11 protein-coding genes and 3 pseudogenes are annotated in these 14,179 nt (G+C 69.6%); 7 read left to right on the plus strand and 7 right to left on the minus strand.

The window, feature by feature from the left end:
* Window positions 1–74 precede the first annotated feature (74 nt).
* The gene (locus RV986_RS05570) at window positions 75–293 is read right to left on the minus strand and encodes an ATP-binding protein (RefSeq protein WP_475924184.1); all 219 of its coding nucleotides are present in this window, start codon (window positions 291–293) and stop codon (window positions 75–77) included.
* Between RV986_RS05570 and RV986_RS05575 the strand changes: the two genes are divergently transcribed.
* The 6 genes from RV986_RS05575 to RV986_RS05600 all read left to right on the plus strand — a co-directional run bounded on the left by RV986_RS05575 (window position 192) and on the right by RV986_RS05600 (window position 6,767).
* On the plus strand, window positions 192–506 hold the full coding sequence (locus RV986_RS05575) for a hypothetical protein (RefSeq protein WP_475924725.1): 315 nt from the start codon (window positions 192–194) through the stop codon (window positions 504–506). The two genes, RV986_RS05570 and RV986_RS05575, sit on opposite strands and share 102 nt — an antisense overlap.
* 427 nt (window positions 507–933) lie before the next feature.
* Entirely contained in the window at window positions 934–3,687 is a 2,754-nt protein-coding gene (locus RV986_RS05580) for an ATP-binding protein (protein WP_475916312.1), read from the plus strand.
* Between the two features lie 209 nt (window positions 3,688–3,896).
* Window positions 3,897–4,670, plus strand: coding sequence for an SDR family oxidoreductase (locus RV986_RS05585; protein WP_475916313.1), 774 nt, complete (start codon window positions 3,897–3,899; stop codon window positions 4,668–4,670).
* Between the two features lie 13 nt (window positions 4,671–4,683).
* On the plus strand, window positions 4,684–5,538 hold the full coding sequence (locus RV986_RS05590) for an enoyl-CoA hydratase/isomerase family protein (protein ID WP_475916314.1): 855 nt from the start codon (window positions 4,684–4,686) through the stop codon (window positions 5,536–5,538).
* A 77-nt stretch (window positions 5,539–5,615) separates the two neighbouring features.
* Window positions 5,616–6,038 carry a tautomerase family protein gene (locus RV986_RS05595; protein ID WP_475916315.1) on the plus strand — a complete coding sequence of 141 codons (423 nt, stop codon included), beginning with the start codon at window positions 5,616–5,618 and terminating at the stop codon, window positions 6,036–6,038.
* Window positions 6,039–6,203: 165 nt separating this feature from the next.
* Window positions 6,204–6,767 carry a helix-turn-helix transcriptional regulator gene (locus RV986_RS05600; RefSeq protein ID WP_475916316.1) on the plus strand — a complete coding sequence of 188 codons (564 nt, stop codon included), beginning with the start codon at window positions 6,204–6,206 and terminating at the stop codon, window positions 6,765–6,767.
* A 203-nt stretch (window positions 6,768–6,970) separates the two neighbouring features.
* Here the strand turns inward: RV986_RS05600 and RV986_RS05605 are convergent, their stop codons facing one another.
* Window positions 6,971–7,522 (minus strand): helix-turn-helix domain-containing protein, encoded by a 552-nt coding sequence (locus RV986_RS05605; protein ID WP_475916317.1) that lies wholly within the window; start codon window positions 7,520–7,522, stop codon window positions 6,971–6,973.
* Window positions 7,523–7,613: 91 nt separating this feature from the next.
* Here RV986_RS05605 and RV986_RS05610 point away from each other — a divergent pair, with 91 nt between their 5' ends.
* Entirely contained in the window at window positions 7,614–8,873 is a 1,260-nt protein-coding gene (locus RV986_RS05610; protein ID WP_475916318.1) for an MFS transporter, read from the plus strand.
* 261 nt (window positions 8,874–9,134) lie between these two features.
* Here the strand turns inward: RV986_RS05610 and RV986_RS05615 are convergent, their stop codons facing one another.
* The 5 genes and pseudogenes from RV986_RS05615 to RV986_RS05635 all read right to left on the minus strand — a co-directional run bounded on the left by RV986_RS05615 (window position 9,135) and on the right by RV986_RS05635 (window position 14,043).
* Complete coding sequence (locus RV986_RS05615) at window positions 9,135–9,536, minus strand: hypothetical protein (protein WP_475924185.1); 402 nt, start codon at window positions 9,534–9,536, stop codon at window positions 9,135–9,137.
* A 355-nt stretch (window positions 9,537–9,891) separates the two neighbouring features.
* A pseudogene (locus RV986_RS05620) lies at window positions 9,892–10,338 on the minus strand (ABC transporter permease); the annotation flags it as partial.
* A gap of 39 nt (window positions 10,339–10,377) precedes the next feature.
* Window positions 10,378–11,274: pseudogene (locus tag RV986_RS05625) on the minus strand (hypothetical protein); the annotation flags it as partial.
* 70 nt (window positions 11,275–11,344) lie between these two features.
* Window positions 11,345–12,466: pseudogene (locus RV986_RS05630) on the minus strand (ABC transporter permease); the annotation flags it as partial.
* A gap of 359 nt (window positions 12,467–12,825) precedes the next feature.
* On the minus strand, window positions 12,826–14,043 hold the full coding sequence (locus RV986_RS05635) for a macrolide family glycosyltransferase (protein ID WP_475916319.1): 1,218 nt from the start codon (window positions 14,041–14,043) through the stop codon (window positions 12,826–12,828).
* Window positions 14,044–14,179: the final 136 nt, after the last annotated feature.

The following is a 14,179-nucleotide window of genomic DNA, read 5'->3' on the forward strand; positions in this document are numbered from 1 at the left end:
ACACCGACACACACCGACACACGGTCACACCACATCACGCCATCACGCCGTCACCGCGCGTCCGTAGCCGTTCATCAGTCACCCGGGCACGAGCTGCGGGGCGGCCGTTGTGTTTTGGGCAAGGGCAGGGTCAGGACCATGCGGGCACCACGGTCGGCGGCACGAGGTGCTTGAGCAGTGAGGGCTCCCCCATGGGCGGTCGCGATCTCGCGAGCGATGGCGAGGCCGAGTCCTGTGCCGCCCTCACTGCGCGTACGGGCATTGTCCAGACGCGTGAAGCGGTCGTCACCCAGGTGCCCGGTAAGCCGCACCACGTACGGCCGTACACCCCCACCCCGGTGCAAGACCTCACGGTCGGCGAAGGCACGAACGAGCAGCCCTCTCTCAGCGAGGTGCCCGGCGCGGAGCCGCACGACGTGCAGCCGGTGCAGCCCGGAGACGTCACTCCGGTGACGGATGCCCCCAACGTCGTCGGTGAGGAGGGACACACGCTGACGCGGCCGTAGGCGGGGCGCTCGGCAACCCTGGGGGACGGCTCCGCGTGCGCCGGGCCGCTTCGGCAGGCGCTCGGCCGGGACTCCCGGCCGGGCGCTTGGGGGTGCGGTCGGGACCACCTCGACCTTCAGCGTCCGGACGGCGCCGGCTCAGCGCATCCCCGTGTCGTACGTGGTCGCCGAACGGCCGAGGCCGCGCGCGTCGCCGACCCGATCCGGGCTTGAGACCCGAGCGGCCGGTGGGTCACGACGTTCTCCGGGCCCGGTGGTGAGGTTAACCTGGAGTGCTCCGGGCCAGATCAGCAACTGCAGGAGCCAGGGATGTTCGAGGGCGCACCGCTTGGCGCGCGCACGTGCTGGGAGGTATCCCGTGCCCCGGCACGGGAAGTCAGCGCACCTCCCTCGGGCACCGCATCTCTCTCGGACAGAGGGTTGACACGTGGGTGAGCTTTTCGGCCGTGACGAGGAATGCACCCACCTGCGTGCTGTCCTCGATCATGCCCGGCGTGGGATGAGTGCGGTCGTCGTGCTGCGAGGCGGCGCGGGCACCGGCAAGACCGCTCTCGTGGACTACGTGCACCGAACAGCGGCGCCAGAGTTCGAGGTCGTGCGCTTCGACGCCGTCGAGTCCGAGGCGGAACTCGGCTATGCGGCTCTTCACCAGCTCCTTCTGCCCTACCTGAGCCATCTCCACAAGCTGCCGGAGCCGCAGCGCGAGGCCATCGGCCAGGTCTTCGGGCTCGTGAGGCGGACGACGCCGCCGGACCGCTTCCTGGTCGCCATGGCCTCGCTCGGCCTGCTGGCGACGCGGTCCGACGACCGGCCCCTGCTGTGTCTGGTGGACGACGCCCACTGGTTGGACGACGACTCCGCCGAGGTGCTGTGCTTCGTGGCCCGGCGGATGCACGCGGACTCGGCCGCCATGGTGTTCGCCGCACGCGAAACAGCCGACCGTGTCGATCGCCTGGCAGGCCTGACCCGTCTTCCGGTCGACAGTCTGGATCCCGTCTCGGCCGGCCGGTTGCTCGCGTCGGCTGTCGACGGGGTCCTCGATCCGGAGGTCGGCGCCCGGATCGTCACCGGTACGGGAGGCAACCCTCTGGCCTTGGTCGAGGCCGCCCGGGAACTTCACCCCGCCCAACTCAGCGGGGAGTCCCCGCTGCCTGAACTCATCCCCCTGGGGCAGGAGTTGGAGCGCGGCTATCTCCGCGAGGTGATGGCCCTGCCGCCGCGCACGCGCGTCCTGCTGCTGGCCGCCGCGGCCGACCCCACCAGCGATCCCGGTCTGCTCTGGCGCGCCGGCACCACACTCGGTTTCGCCGCGTCCGCCGCTGCCGCCGCCGAGAAGCGCGGCCTCCTCACCATCCGGGACACCGTCCGGTTCCGCCACCCGCTGATCCGTTCGGCGATCTACTACGGCGCCCCGCTGTCCCAGCGCGCACGCGTCCACGCCGCCCTGGCCGCCGTCGCCGGCGACCTGGGCAAGGCCGAGCTGCGGGCCTGGCACCTGGCCGCGGCCGCCACCGATCCCGACGAAGCGGTCGCCTCGGAGCTGGAGCACGCCGCCGAACGTACCCGGGACCGTGGAGGGTGGACCGGAAGCTCCACCCTCTGGTCGCGCGCCGCCACCCTGACTCCCGACCTGCCCACCCGCTGTCGTCGCCTCCTCGCCGCCGCCGAAGCAAGCGCGGTGGCCGGTACTCCGGGCCGCGCGCAGACCCTGCTCGACGAAGCCGCCGCCTACCGCGACGATCGACGTCACAAGGGGTTGGTCCTGCGTGCCCAGGCTCGCGTCCACCGCCTCATGGGCGCGCCTGCCGCGGCCACCGGCTCCTTGCTCTCGGCGGCGCGCGAGCTCGGCCCTGTCGACATCCGCCTGGCTCGGGACGTGCTGGTCGAAGCCGTTGTCCAGGCCCAGATCAGCGACTCGCTCGCCCCTCGCGGAGCCACCCGGCGCAGCGTGGCGGAGGTCGTCCGTACCCTTCCCCTGCCGGCGGATCTACCTCCTACCACCGGCGATGTGATCCTTGAGGCCGACACCGCGGTCCACCTGGAGGGGCTGGCCGTAGCCACTCCCCTGCTCAAGGAAGCGATCGCGGCGGCTCGCAGCGAGGAGTCGACCGCCCCGGAACTGTTCCAGTGGCTGGCGGCGGCCTGCTCGCATGCCACCATCCTCGGCGACGACATCGCCCTGCACGAACTCGCCTGGCGGATGGAGTCCGAAGCCCGACGGCAGAGCATGGTCATCCCGATGGCGCTGGCCCTCAGTCACACGGCTCTGTCCGAACTCATCGTCGGCCGCCTGGCCGAGGCCGAGCGTCTGTTCGACCAACGTGCGGCGCTGGAAGAGGCCCGTGGTGAGGATCTCCACCTGGGAGCCCTCCTGGTGGCTGCCTGGCGTGGGGACGCCGACCGGGCGCGCCGACTCATGGAGGCGGTCGACGAGCACGCGGCGCGAACCGGCCAGGGCTACCAACTGGTCTTCCGCTCATACGCGCAGTGCGTCGTCGAACTCGGCCAAGGGCGCTATCGCGAGGCCTACCTCAGCCTGGAGAACCACATCGGGGAGGTGTGCCAGCTGAAGTTCGCGCTCGTGGACATGGTCGAGGCGGCCGTCCGCTGCGGCAAGGACAAGGAGGCCACGGAACTGCTGGAGCGCCTCAGCTGGCTCGCCGAGCGGTCCCCGGTGGCCGGCCTGCTGGGGGATTTCGCCCGCGCGCAGGCCTTGACCTGTGCAGACCCGGCGGAGAAGGAGCGGCTCTACCTGGAGGCCATCAAGCATCACGACAACACCCGAGGCCCCGGGCGCCGCGCGCGCAGCCACCAGCTCTACGGCGAGTGGCTGCGCCGAGAACGCCGGATCAAAGAGGCCCGCGGCCAACTCCGTATCGCCTACCAGCTGTTCGAGGCCATGGGCGCATACGGGTACGCCGCGCGCACGGCGCAGGAACTCTCCGCGGCAGGCGCCCCGGTCGAGCTGCGAGACACTCACCACACGGGCAGCGAGCTGACCGCCCAGGAAGCCCGGGTCGCGCACCTGGCTGCCTCCGGCGCGACCAACGCCGAAATCGCCGCCCAGTTGTTCCTCAGCGCCCACACGGTCGACTACCACCTGCGCAAAGTCTTCCGGAAACTCGACGTCCGCTCCCGCCGCGAGCTCGCCGACCGCCGCGGTCTGAGCGCACCCCCGTAGGCCGAGCCATCGGCGGGGCCCCGACCGCGGCGGGGTGACGAAGGGGCAGGAGGCGGAACCGCCCGCGACGCGGGGCTCAGCCGCGCAGCCGACCACGTGTCGCACCCGGGACGGCGCCGCACGCGATGGGCCGGCACGTAGTGATCCACTACGCAGGACCACGTGCCGTACGTGATTCCACCGCCGCGGCCCGCGGCGACACTGGCGGCATGAACGCATCGGAGCCCGCCGAGCTGGCAGGACGCGTCGCCGTCGTCACGGGCGCGTCCAGCGGAATCGGCGAGCAGGTCGCCAGGGAACTCGCCCGCCGTGGGGCAGCGGTCGCGCTGCTGGCTCGCCGCGAGGATCGCCTGAAGGACATCTGCACGGACATCGAGGCCGGCGGCGGCCACGCCGCCTGGTTCACCGTCGACGTCACCGACGCCACCGCGCTCCAGGACGTCGCCGGTCGCGTCGCGGACACCCTCGGCCCCGCGGGCATCGTGGTCGGCAACGCGGGGATCATGCTGCCCACGCCCCTGGCCGAGCCCGTCCCCGGGGAGTGGTCGCGGCAGACCGCGCTGAACGTCGGCGCGGTCAACAACACTGTGCTCGCCTTCGGCAGCCAACTCGTGGAGTCGGCGGCCGCCTACGGGGTGGCCGACCTCGTCCACACCGCCTCCATCGCCGGCCGAACCGTCTTCCCCACCTACGCCGCTTACGCCGCCTCCAAGGCCTACGTCATCCACCTCGGCCGGAACCTGCGGGCCGAACTGGGGCCGAAGCAGGTGCGGGTGACCACGGTGGAGCCGGGCATCGTCGACACGGAGCTGCAGTCCCACATCCCCAGCGCGGAATCCCGTGAGCGCCTGGCCGACACCCGGACGCAGATCGAGTGGCTCACCCCACAGGACGTGGCCGACGTCGTCGCCTATGCCGTATCGCTGCCGGCCCGTGTGAACCTGGCCGAGATCGCCGTCCTGCCGACCCGCCAACCGGCCTGAAGGACGAACTCCCATGGATGTTCACGGACTTGACCTCACACAGTTCACGATCACCGAGGCAGCACCCGGCTACTGGCGGGCCACCTTCGACCACCCGCCGACGAACCTGATGAACGCGGCTACGGCCGCCGAGCTGCGGACCCTGGTGGAAGCCGCGGAGAAGGCCGAGGACCTACGGGTCCTGGTACTCGACAGCGCCGACCGCGACTACTTCTTCGCGCGCTACGACCTCTCCGCCGGCCCGCTGCCCACCGATCCCGGACCCACCGGTCTGCCCTTCTTCCTCGACCTCACGATCCGGCTCAGCACCCTGCCGGCGATCTCCATCGCGCAGATCGCCGGCCGAGCCAGGGGCGGCGGCAACGAACTGGCCCTCGCCTGCGACCTGCGCTACGCCGCTCTGGAGACCGCTGTCCTGGGCCAGCCCGAGATCGGCTCCGCTCTCGTGCCCGCAGGTGGAGGCATGGAACGCCTGGTCTCGCTGGTCGGCCGCAGCCGCGCCCTGGAGATCGCCGTCACCGGCCAGGACTACGACGCGGAGACCGCCGAGCGGTACGGCTGGATCACCCGGGCGCTTCCAGCCGCAGAACTGGCACAGCGGGTGGACGCGCTGGCACAGCGGATCGCACGGTTCGACCGCCATGCCCTGGCCGCGGCCAAGCGGCTGGTCAACCGGACTTCGCTGCCCGATCCAAGCGCGTTCCTCGACTCGGCCGACGCGGCCGCGCAGCTGGCCGCCGGGCCCGGGTTCCGGCCCGCGCTCGAACGGATACGGGCGCAGGCCCAACGAGCGGGCGCCGACTTCGACTTGGACCTGGGCCAACACATCGCGGACGCCTACCGGGCCCAGCCGCCCGAAGCGCACTGACCGCTGTCCCGCACGCAGGTCTTCCACAACTGCTCGGCCCACCCTGGAACATCACACAACGAAACGAGGAATCCTCCATGCCCATGATCGACGTCTACACGGCCAAGGGAACCATCAAGGACCGCAAGAAGCTGGCCCAGGACCTGGCACAAGCCATCATGCGATGGGAGAAGGTCCCGGCCATCCCGTTCTTCACCGACAACACGGCTGCCTTCGTTCACGAGCTCGACGCCGACGCCTTCTCCGACGCCGGCGGGAGCAGCGGCCACATCCGCGTCAACGTCACCACCAACGCGGGGGCGCTGAACCGGGAGCAGCAACTGGGCTTGGTCAAGGAGATCTCGGACCTCGTCGCCGAGGCGGCCGGTGACGCCTCTCTCGCCGACCGCACCTGGGTAGCCCTGACCGAAGCCGTCCCGGGAGGCTGGGGCATCGGCGGCCACTCCTACACGAACGAGGAAATCGTCCAGCACGTGCGCGAGCTGCTCGGCAAGAGCTGACCACGGCCGCCGGGTCGGATACGGCGGTCCGGGGTCCCGCGTGAATTCTCAGCGACGGTGGCCGGGTGGCCACGTCCACCGTCGATCACTTCCTTGCCCCTATCGAGACCAGTTTCCGGCGACTTCGCCGACTGCGCGGCGTACGTCGATGTGAGGGCCCACCAGGTGAAGAACGGACTCTCGGCAGACCTCAGACCTCTCGGCGCCATACCCGGAGCCGTCTGCCAGATAGAACCTTCTGGTATTCAGGGGGCGATCCGTGCCGGACGTCCCCTCGAAGTCAAACAGAAATTGATCAAGAAAATCGTGGCATCCTGGTCGGCGATCACCGGCCGGCCGGAGAAGCAGGTCCTTGCCGGCCTCACCGAGATCGATTCGGACATCACGATGGAGTACGGGCTGATACTCCCGCACCCGGGTGGCGAACCCGAGTGGTTCGCCACCAAGGTTCGACGCGCGAAGTGGGCGACGGAAGCGGCGCGCCCCGCGTCGGGGTGGCAGGCACTGACCAAGACGGAACTGGCGGTCACACGTCTGATCGGCTCCGGGCTCACCAATAGAGCGGTCGCCGACAACCTGGGCCTGTCACCCAACACGATCGGCACCCACGTCCGCTCGATCTTCGCCGAGCTGGGCATTCACTCGCGCGTGCAGTTGGCGAACGCACTCCACGGACGGGAGGCCGAGCTGTCCGGTCGGAGCCCGGTATCCCCTGAACCTCCGGCTTGAGTCGACCGATGAACCGCTCCGGGTCCGATGGGGTCCGATGGGGTCTGACGGGGACTCGGACACGGAGCGGCGTCGGCGGGATGCGCTGTGATGCGGCGCCATAGCGGCACTTGATGTGTGTGCCGCGCTCGTCGGGCTCCCGGACGGGTTCGATCCGAGTGGGCGAAGACTGCGACTGGTACCTGTGTCTCCGGGGGCGGGGATCAGGCGGAGCGGTTGCAGAGTTCGTCCACGTAGGTGCGCGGATCCACTTCGGGCAGTGTCCAGGGCAGGAAGATGGTCCTGTAGATGATGGGGGCCACCAGTCCGTCGATGACCTGGTTGCCGCTGAAGGTGCTGCCGGGCCGGGCGGCGAAGGCGGCTGCTTCTGCCCGCCGGTCGCGCAGGCAGTCCGATTCGCTCTCACCGGCCGCGGCGGCCCCGCCGCGCAGGAGGGCGGCGTTCACCGGGACGCTGTAGTGGCTGATCAGTTCCTGTGCCCATGTGGTCAGATCGGCGCGCAGGTCTCCGGTGTCGGGAAGGCCGCGGTCCGGGTCGGGCCGGTAGGTCGCCAGGTCGTTGATCATGGTCCGCGCATCGCCCCACCGTCGGTAGATGCTCGAGTGATTCACTCCCGCGCGCTCCGCGACCATGGGGATGGTGACAGCGTCGCTGCCCCGTTCGGCGATCAGTTCCTCGACGGCCTTCCTGATGGACGTCAGCACCAGGGCGCTGCGGCCTCCGGTGCGGCGCCGCGGGGACGATTCTGCAACCATGCCCCCATCGTAACGCACACCGCTTTGCATTAACCCTCCTCCAGGTCTACGGTGCAGCTAACGCACAACACTTGGGCTTAGGAGGTCTGGGGTGTCCCTCACCGAATCAATACACGACCGCAGCTCCGGCCTCGCGCCCGACCTCACGCCCTCCGAGCCCGGTCCCTCCCGCAGGCTCCTTCCTTCCTCCGCGGCGTTCGCCGGGTCGGCCGCCGTCTTCGCAGCGCTCTACCTGGCCGCAGGAGCACCCACCCCGCTGCTCGTCGTCTTCGAGCAGCAGTGGCACTTCCCCGCCTGGGTACTGACGGTCGCCTTCGCCTCCTACGCACTCGGCCTGCTGGCGGCCCTGCTGGTCACCGGCTCACTCTCCGACCACATCGGACGCCGGCCAGTCCTGACCGGGTCGCTCCTGATCGAGCTCGGGGCGATGCTCATGTTCGTCCTCGCTCCGGACATCGGCTGGGTCATCGCAGCCCGCACCATCCAGGGCATCGCCACCGGCGCGGCCACGAGCGCCTTCTCCGCCTCGGTCGTGGAACATGCCCCGGACCGCCACAAGAAGCTGGGCACCATCATCACCAGCATCGCTCCGGCCGGCGGACTCGGCCTCGGAGCCCTGCTGACCGGCACAGCGGTCCAGTTCAGCAGCCACGCGACGGTGATCGTGTTCACGGCCCTCGCGGTGATCATGGCCGTCGGCACGGGTGTCGCCGCCTTCTCCGCCGAGACCGCCTCCACGCGTCCCGGAGCGGCACGCGCCCTGATTCCCCGCGTCTCGGTCCCCCCGGCCGTACGTCGTGAGTTCCTGGCGAGCATTCCCGTCCACCTGGCAGCTTGGATGCTGGCCGGGCTCTTCATGGGGCTCGTACCCACCATCATCCGGGACCTGCTGGGCCTGCACAGTGGTCTCCTCAACGGTGCCACCGCTTTCGTCGAGCCCGCGGCGGCCGCCGTCGCCGGCCTCTTCCTCGGCCGTCTGACAGCACGCCGCACCACCTTCGTCGGCGGCGCGGGTGTGCTGCTGGGCACCGCAGTGATCATGGCCGGTGTCGCCGCCGGAACGCTCTCCCTGCTGTGGGTGGGAGGCATCATCGGCGGCGTGGGCTTCGGCGCCTCGTTCTCCGGTGCCATCCGAACCATCGCCCCCCTCGCACAGCCCCACCAGAGGGCAGGACTCTTCGCATCCATCTACCTGGTCGCCTATCTGAGCTTCGGAGTGCCGGCGATCATCGCAGGACTCCTGATCAGTCCGGTCGGCCTGCAGGGCACCGTCCTCGGCTACGGCGTCGCCATCCTCCTCGCCGCAACGCTCGGGCTGATCGCGCAGACCCGCGTCACCACACGCCACTGACCCGGCAAACGCGCAGATCGAGACGCGACCACCGGGCTCACATCCATCACGGGACGGGAAAGCGCACACCATGACGGCCATCAACTTCTCCCGCCCTGACGGCCCGAAAGCTCTCCGCGCGATCCAACTGCCCTCTCCCGCCCCCGTCATCGCGAAGGCCCTCGGCCACCACGACAAGACCGCCACATGGCTGGTCACCGAAGCAGGCGGAACCTGGAGCCGATACGCCCCCGGCGACCACCGACGGTGGCACGCGGACACTCATGCCAGGTCCGCTGAACCTCGCTTGTCCTGAACGTGCACGATGTGCAGTTCGGTGCCATCCCGATGGCGCTTGGAACGTCCGAACAGCCCGACAGCGATCTCCGACTGATCATGAGGCTCGTCAGGGCCGACATAGGTGAGGACATCGTGGTGGTGCCCGGTGACAACCCATCCCTCCGCGTCCTTGAGGTCGATCACCCCAAAGTCTCCCGCCGAAGATCCGGCATGCGCCGGGCCGAACTCCTTCAGGATCTCGGTGGCCTGCTCCGCAAGGTCTCCATCCGGAGCGGTCAGCACGACGCAAGTGCCGTACTCGAACAGCACCCACGACTTATGAGGGTCGGTGAGAAGCCGCTGCCAGACGCCTATGAGTATCTCGGTGTTAACGGCGGTCATCATGCCGCAGAGCACTGACACAGGGTGCCGACTGACACAGGGTGCCGAACCATCCGCTCCCTTCAGGAACGGGATCAGGCCCCTGAGCAGGTGGGTGAGCGGAGGCGGGGCGCGGTGTAGGGGCCGGCGTCGCCCGCCGAACCCGCCGAGTTGACGCGGGAGTTGCTGTCCGGGCGCAGGGCGCAGTCTCGGCCGGGGACGCGGATGGCGCTCGGGGTGGAGGGCAACGCGCCGGCCGCGGTGACGCTACGGGGCCTGCGGGGCCGGGATGCCGGGCAGCCGCTCTCGGCCGCCCGCGAGGCCAGTCCACGACGGCGTTGAGCGCGACCGGCCTCGGGCCGGTCGGCACCGACCACAGTCAGTCCGTTCCCGCAGTGCTCAGTACGTGCATCCGTCCCGTTCGGTAGGCCGGGCCGAGCGCGGCGACAAGGCCGACCAGGACGGAGGCGGCCAGAATGGAGGTGATCGTGGTGACGGGGATGGAAATCCGGTCCAGCCCTTTGGTGGCGAGCACTCTGCAGGTGCAGATCGCCCACGCCAGGCCGAGACCGGTCCCCAGAAGCGCACCGAACAAGGTGATCACCACGGACTCCAGACGGATCATCCGGCGCAGCTGTCGTCGTGAGAGGCCGATGGCCCGAAGCAGACCGATCTCCCGAGTGCGCTCGACCACCGAAAGTGCCAGGGTGTTGACCACTCCGAGCACAGCGATTGTGATTGCCAGGCTGAGCAGGGCGTACACCAGATACAGCACGGCCCCGATCTGCTCTCGGACGCTCTTCTTGTAGCCGGCCTGGTCCTGGACCGTCAGCTGGGGGTAGGGCGTGACCGCACGCTTCAGGGCAGCCATCGTCCGCGTCTCGTCGGTGCCGGGCGACACCTGGGCGAACAGCATGCGGGGGCCGGGCTGTTCGACCTCCGGGACGACGCTCGTGTAGGTGGGGAGACCGGTGTAGAACGCGCCGTTGAACAGCCCACTGCCGACCGTGGTGATCAGCGCGACCGGCAGCGACTGCGCCCGGCCGCCGACGTAGGTGACAGTCAGGCGTGAGCCCAGTGCGAGGTGGTGATCGTCGGCGAAGTCCGCATCCACGGAGATCCCGCCCGTGAAGGCCCCTTCAGGAGTGCCCGCAGTGACCGGCAGGCGCAGGTCATGGAGTACCGAGAGGGAGCAGGCGCGGACCCTGGTGGTGGTCCGCTGCCCGTCGGGAGTGAGGATGACCGCCTTGACCTCCTTCTGCTCGGTGACATGTCGCAAGCCCGGGACGGCCCGCACGGCGGCGACCGCGGGCCGCGGCAGTACACCGTGCCGGGTCATCACCGCGTAGTCGGCACCGATCGAGCGGTCGACCTGAGAGTCGACCGAGCGGGTCAGGGAGGTGGTGACCACGCCGGCGAAGGTCACCACGGACATGCCGATCATCAAAGCGACAGCTGTGGCGCCGGTACGGCGCGGACTGCGCATGGCGTTGCGCTGGGCGAGTCGGCCGGCCACACCGAACATCGCGGCTGGCGCTGCCCCCAGGATGCGGACGGCCGCCGTGGCCGGCACAGGACCTCCCGTCACGAACCCGGTGAGCGTGAGGAGGACGCCGACGGCCAGCACCGGGCCTCCGGTGGTGGTGTCCGCCAAGGCCGCGGAGGCGATCAGGGACGCGGTGCCGAGACCGGTCGACAGCAGGGCGGTGCCCGTCCGCAAGCAGCCGACTCCCTGTTCCGAGGGGACGCCGTGGTGGCGCATCGCCGCGAGGGGGGGAGACCTTGGCGGCGCTGCGTGCGGGTACCAGTGCCGCGAGCACAGTGACCAGCACGCCCACCGTGGTCGACGCGACCGGAACGCTGACCGGGAAGACCAGGCGCGCGTCTCCGAAGTCCATACCGACGGTGGCCATGAGGCGGGTCAGCAGAACGGCGAGGCCGAGACCGGCCGGCTGGCCCAGGGCGGAGCCCAGGATCCCCAGGGCCACCGCTTCCAGCAGCAGCGCGTGGGAAACCTGCCGGTTGCTGGCGCCAATGGCACGCAACAGCCCGTACTCACGGGTCCGTTGGGTAACCAACATGGAGAAGGTGTTGATGATCAGGAAGCCGCTGACCAGGAGCGAGATACCTGCGAAGCCCAGCAGGGCATACGTGAGGAAGCCGAGCAGAGAGTGGAGGTCGGTGGTGTCCTGTCGGCGTTGCTCGGCTGCCGTGAGCACCGTGTAGCCGGGGCCGAGGTCGCGCGCGATCTCCTCCTTGAGGCGGTGAACGTTGCGGGTTCCGTCGGCATGGATCTCGATCGAGGTGAACCCCGCGGTGCCCAGCAGGGTCCTCTGAGCGGTGGCGGGCTCCAGCAGGGCGAGGGCGGTACCGGGGCTGACCGCGGTGAAGCGGGCGATGCCAGAAACGGTGAAGTCGTGGGAGCCCGTCTGGGCGACCACGCGCAGCCGATCACCGATCCGCATCCGGGAGTTGTCGGCGGTGTCGGCGTCCAACAGGATCTCGCGGCTGCCGGTCGGGGCACGCCCGGAGGACAGGGCGAGCCGGCGTCCGGCCGAGGCGGTCCAGGCGCCGACCGTGACCGGCGCGCCGTCGCGCGGTCCGACCTGCTGGTGATTGGCAGGGTTCACCAGCCCCGCGTTGCCGACCCTGACGTCCCCCACCGCGGTCCGCACTCCGGGCAGCGCGGCGATCCGGCGGGCGGTCCGTGCCGGGAGGGGCCGGGCGGAGCCGTCAGCAGGTCCGCCCGCCGTCTCGTCGCCGTTCTCGGCAAGCCGCACGGACAGGTCGGAGGCGGTGGTGGCGAAGAGCCTGTCGAACGTGCTCGCCGCGGTGCGCGAGAACACGAGCGAGCCGACGACGAATGCCACCGACAGCACAACGGCCGCCAGGGAGAACGCCATCCGTCCATTGTGGGCGAGGACGTTCCGCAGGGAGATCCTCAGCAGCACCATGACGTCCTCATCGGCTCGCTTGCGTTGTGCCCGTCCGAGAAGAACGGGTGCTGACCAGACCTGCGGGCAGAGCTCGGGCGATGGCAACTTCGGATCACCCGAGTGCCGACCGGATTCCGGTCGGCACCGGATACTGCCGGGCGCCTTCGACGCTCCTGGCTCCGTTCGACACGCTTCTGTCGGGTTGCCCACGCGAATGGGTGCAAGGCGTGACCTGCCCTGAGCACTGACGGCGTGCCTGATCGTGCGAGGACCAGCGCCGGCCGCCTTCTCGAACTCCCTTTCCGGCCGCGGGGAGAAGAGCCGCGCTCTGGGGCTGGTCCGCTCCCCCGCCGTACGACGGCACGCCGCAACAGCGTTCAGTGCGTCGGTTCGCGTGTCAAAGCCCGCTCGATGGCGTCCGCCGCGGCGACGGCCCCGCCGGCCTCGTGGATCGCCTGGCGGAGCACGGCGACACCTCGGGCGATTTCCGGGTCGGTGGTGACGCGCCGGACTGAGTCGCGCAGTGCCTGGGGTGTGGCCTGTTCTCGGGGCAGATGCAGGCCGAGAGAGAGGTGCTCGACCTGGTGGGCGTTGGCCTGTTGTTCCGCCATCTGAGGGACGACGACGAGCGGAACTCCGTGGGCCAGTGCTTCCATGACGCTGCCCATTCCACCGTGCGTGACAAACGCTGCCGCGTGGGCGAGCACATCGAGCTGGGGCACGCTGGTGTGGATCTCCATCGTCTTCGGCACAGGTCCGAGGCCGGCGGGGTCGACACTGTGTCCGACAGACATGACGACGTGCACGTCGGTGTCCGCGAAGGCTTCGATGCACGCCCGGTAGAACTCGGGTCGACGGGTGAATTGAGTGCCGAGCGAGACGAGGAGGACTGTGCGCCCGTCCTGCGGGGGCTTCCAGCTGCCTTGGTACGAGCGGTCACCCAGCGCAGGCCCTGCGTAGGTGACGGACCCGGCGGTGACGGTGTCGGGGTTGCGCTGGAAGGCCCGAGGAAAGAACGCCACGGCTTGGCGAGGAGCAAGGAGCAGTTCCTCCAGTGACTCGTTCACGCCGTGGGCTGCGAGCACCATCCTCAGCATGTCGGCACCGGGGATGTGGCTCAGATCCGGCACCCCGTACAGCTCTGGCAGGACACCCTCGTAAGGCAGGTGGGTCGGAGCGAGCAGCATCGCGGGAACCTGCCAGTGCGCGGCGAGCAGCCTCCCTCCAGCGGCGGCCAGGTCGTAGAGGACGAGATCAGGTGTGTCGTCGGCAAAGGCCGCCATCAGTTCAGGCAGGGCGCGCATGTTCTGCTGCATCGCCTGGGCCGCTCCGGCCGTCAGGTCCTCCGATGATTCGAGGTTGGTGCTCGGAAGGCGGTAGGTGACGATGTTTGCTCCTGCCGCTTTCACCTGGCGCGCGAAGTCCTCGGTGATCGCGTAGCTGACTCGGTGGCCACGGGCGACCAGCTCGGCCACAACGGCCAGCGTTGGATTGACATGTCCAGACTGTGGTGCATTGAACACGGCGATGTGTCTGCCGCCCCCACTCGGGGGCGAGGGCGTCGGCACGCCAGTGCACGCAAACGCAGATGACATGGTTCCTCCGAGTGCTTCGGCAATGGTGATCAGAGATGCAACGGGCGTACACCGTGGAAGACAGCACGGCGACGGCTTGAGCGCAGTGGCCCGACCGAGTGGCGGGAATCCTGTGACGGACTGTGGGAGCCTCGTC

This window comes from Streptomyces sp. RLA012 (genome assembly GCF_056270325.1).

Excerpts from the sequence above, each read along its gene's own strand:
- RV986_RS05635 (WP_475916319.1), bottom strand. The coding sequence starts at position 14,043 with ATGTCATCTGCGTTTGCGTGCACTGGCGTGCCGACGCCCTCGCCCCCG.
- RV986_RS05615 (WP_475924185.1), bottom strand. The coding sequence starts at position 9,536 with ATGATGACCGCCGTTAACACCGAGATACTCATAGGCGTCTGGCAGCGG.
- RV986_RS05585 (WP_475916313.1), top strand. The coding sequence starts at position 3,897 with ATGAACGCATCGGAGCCCGCCGAGCTGGCAGGACGCGTCGCCGTCGTC.
- RV986_RS05575 (WP_475924725.1), top strand. The coding sequence starts at position 192 with ATGGGCGGTCGCGATCTCGCGAGCGATGGCGAGGCCGAGTCCTGTGCC.
- RV986_RS05595 (WP_475916315.1), top strand. The coding sequence starts at position 5,616 with ATGCCCATGATCGACGTCTACACGGCCAAGGGAACCATCAAGGACCGC.
- RV986_RS05590 (WP_475916314.1), top strand. The coding sequence starts at position 4,684 with ATGGATGTTCACGGACTTGACCTCACACAGTTCACGATCACCGAGGCA.
- RV986_RS05605 (WP_475916317.1), bottom strand. The coding sequence starts at position 7,522 with ATGGTTGCAGAATCGTCCCCGCGGCGCCGCACCGGAGGCCGCAGCGCC.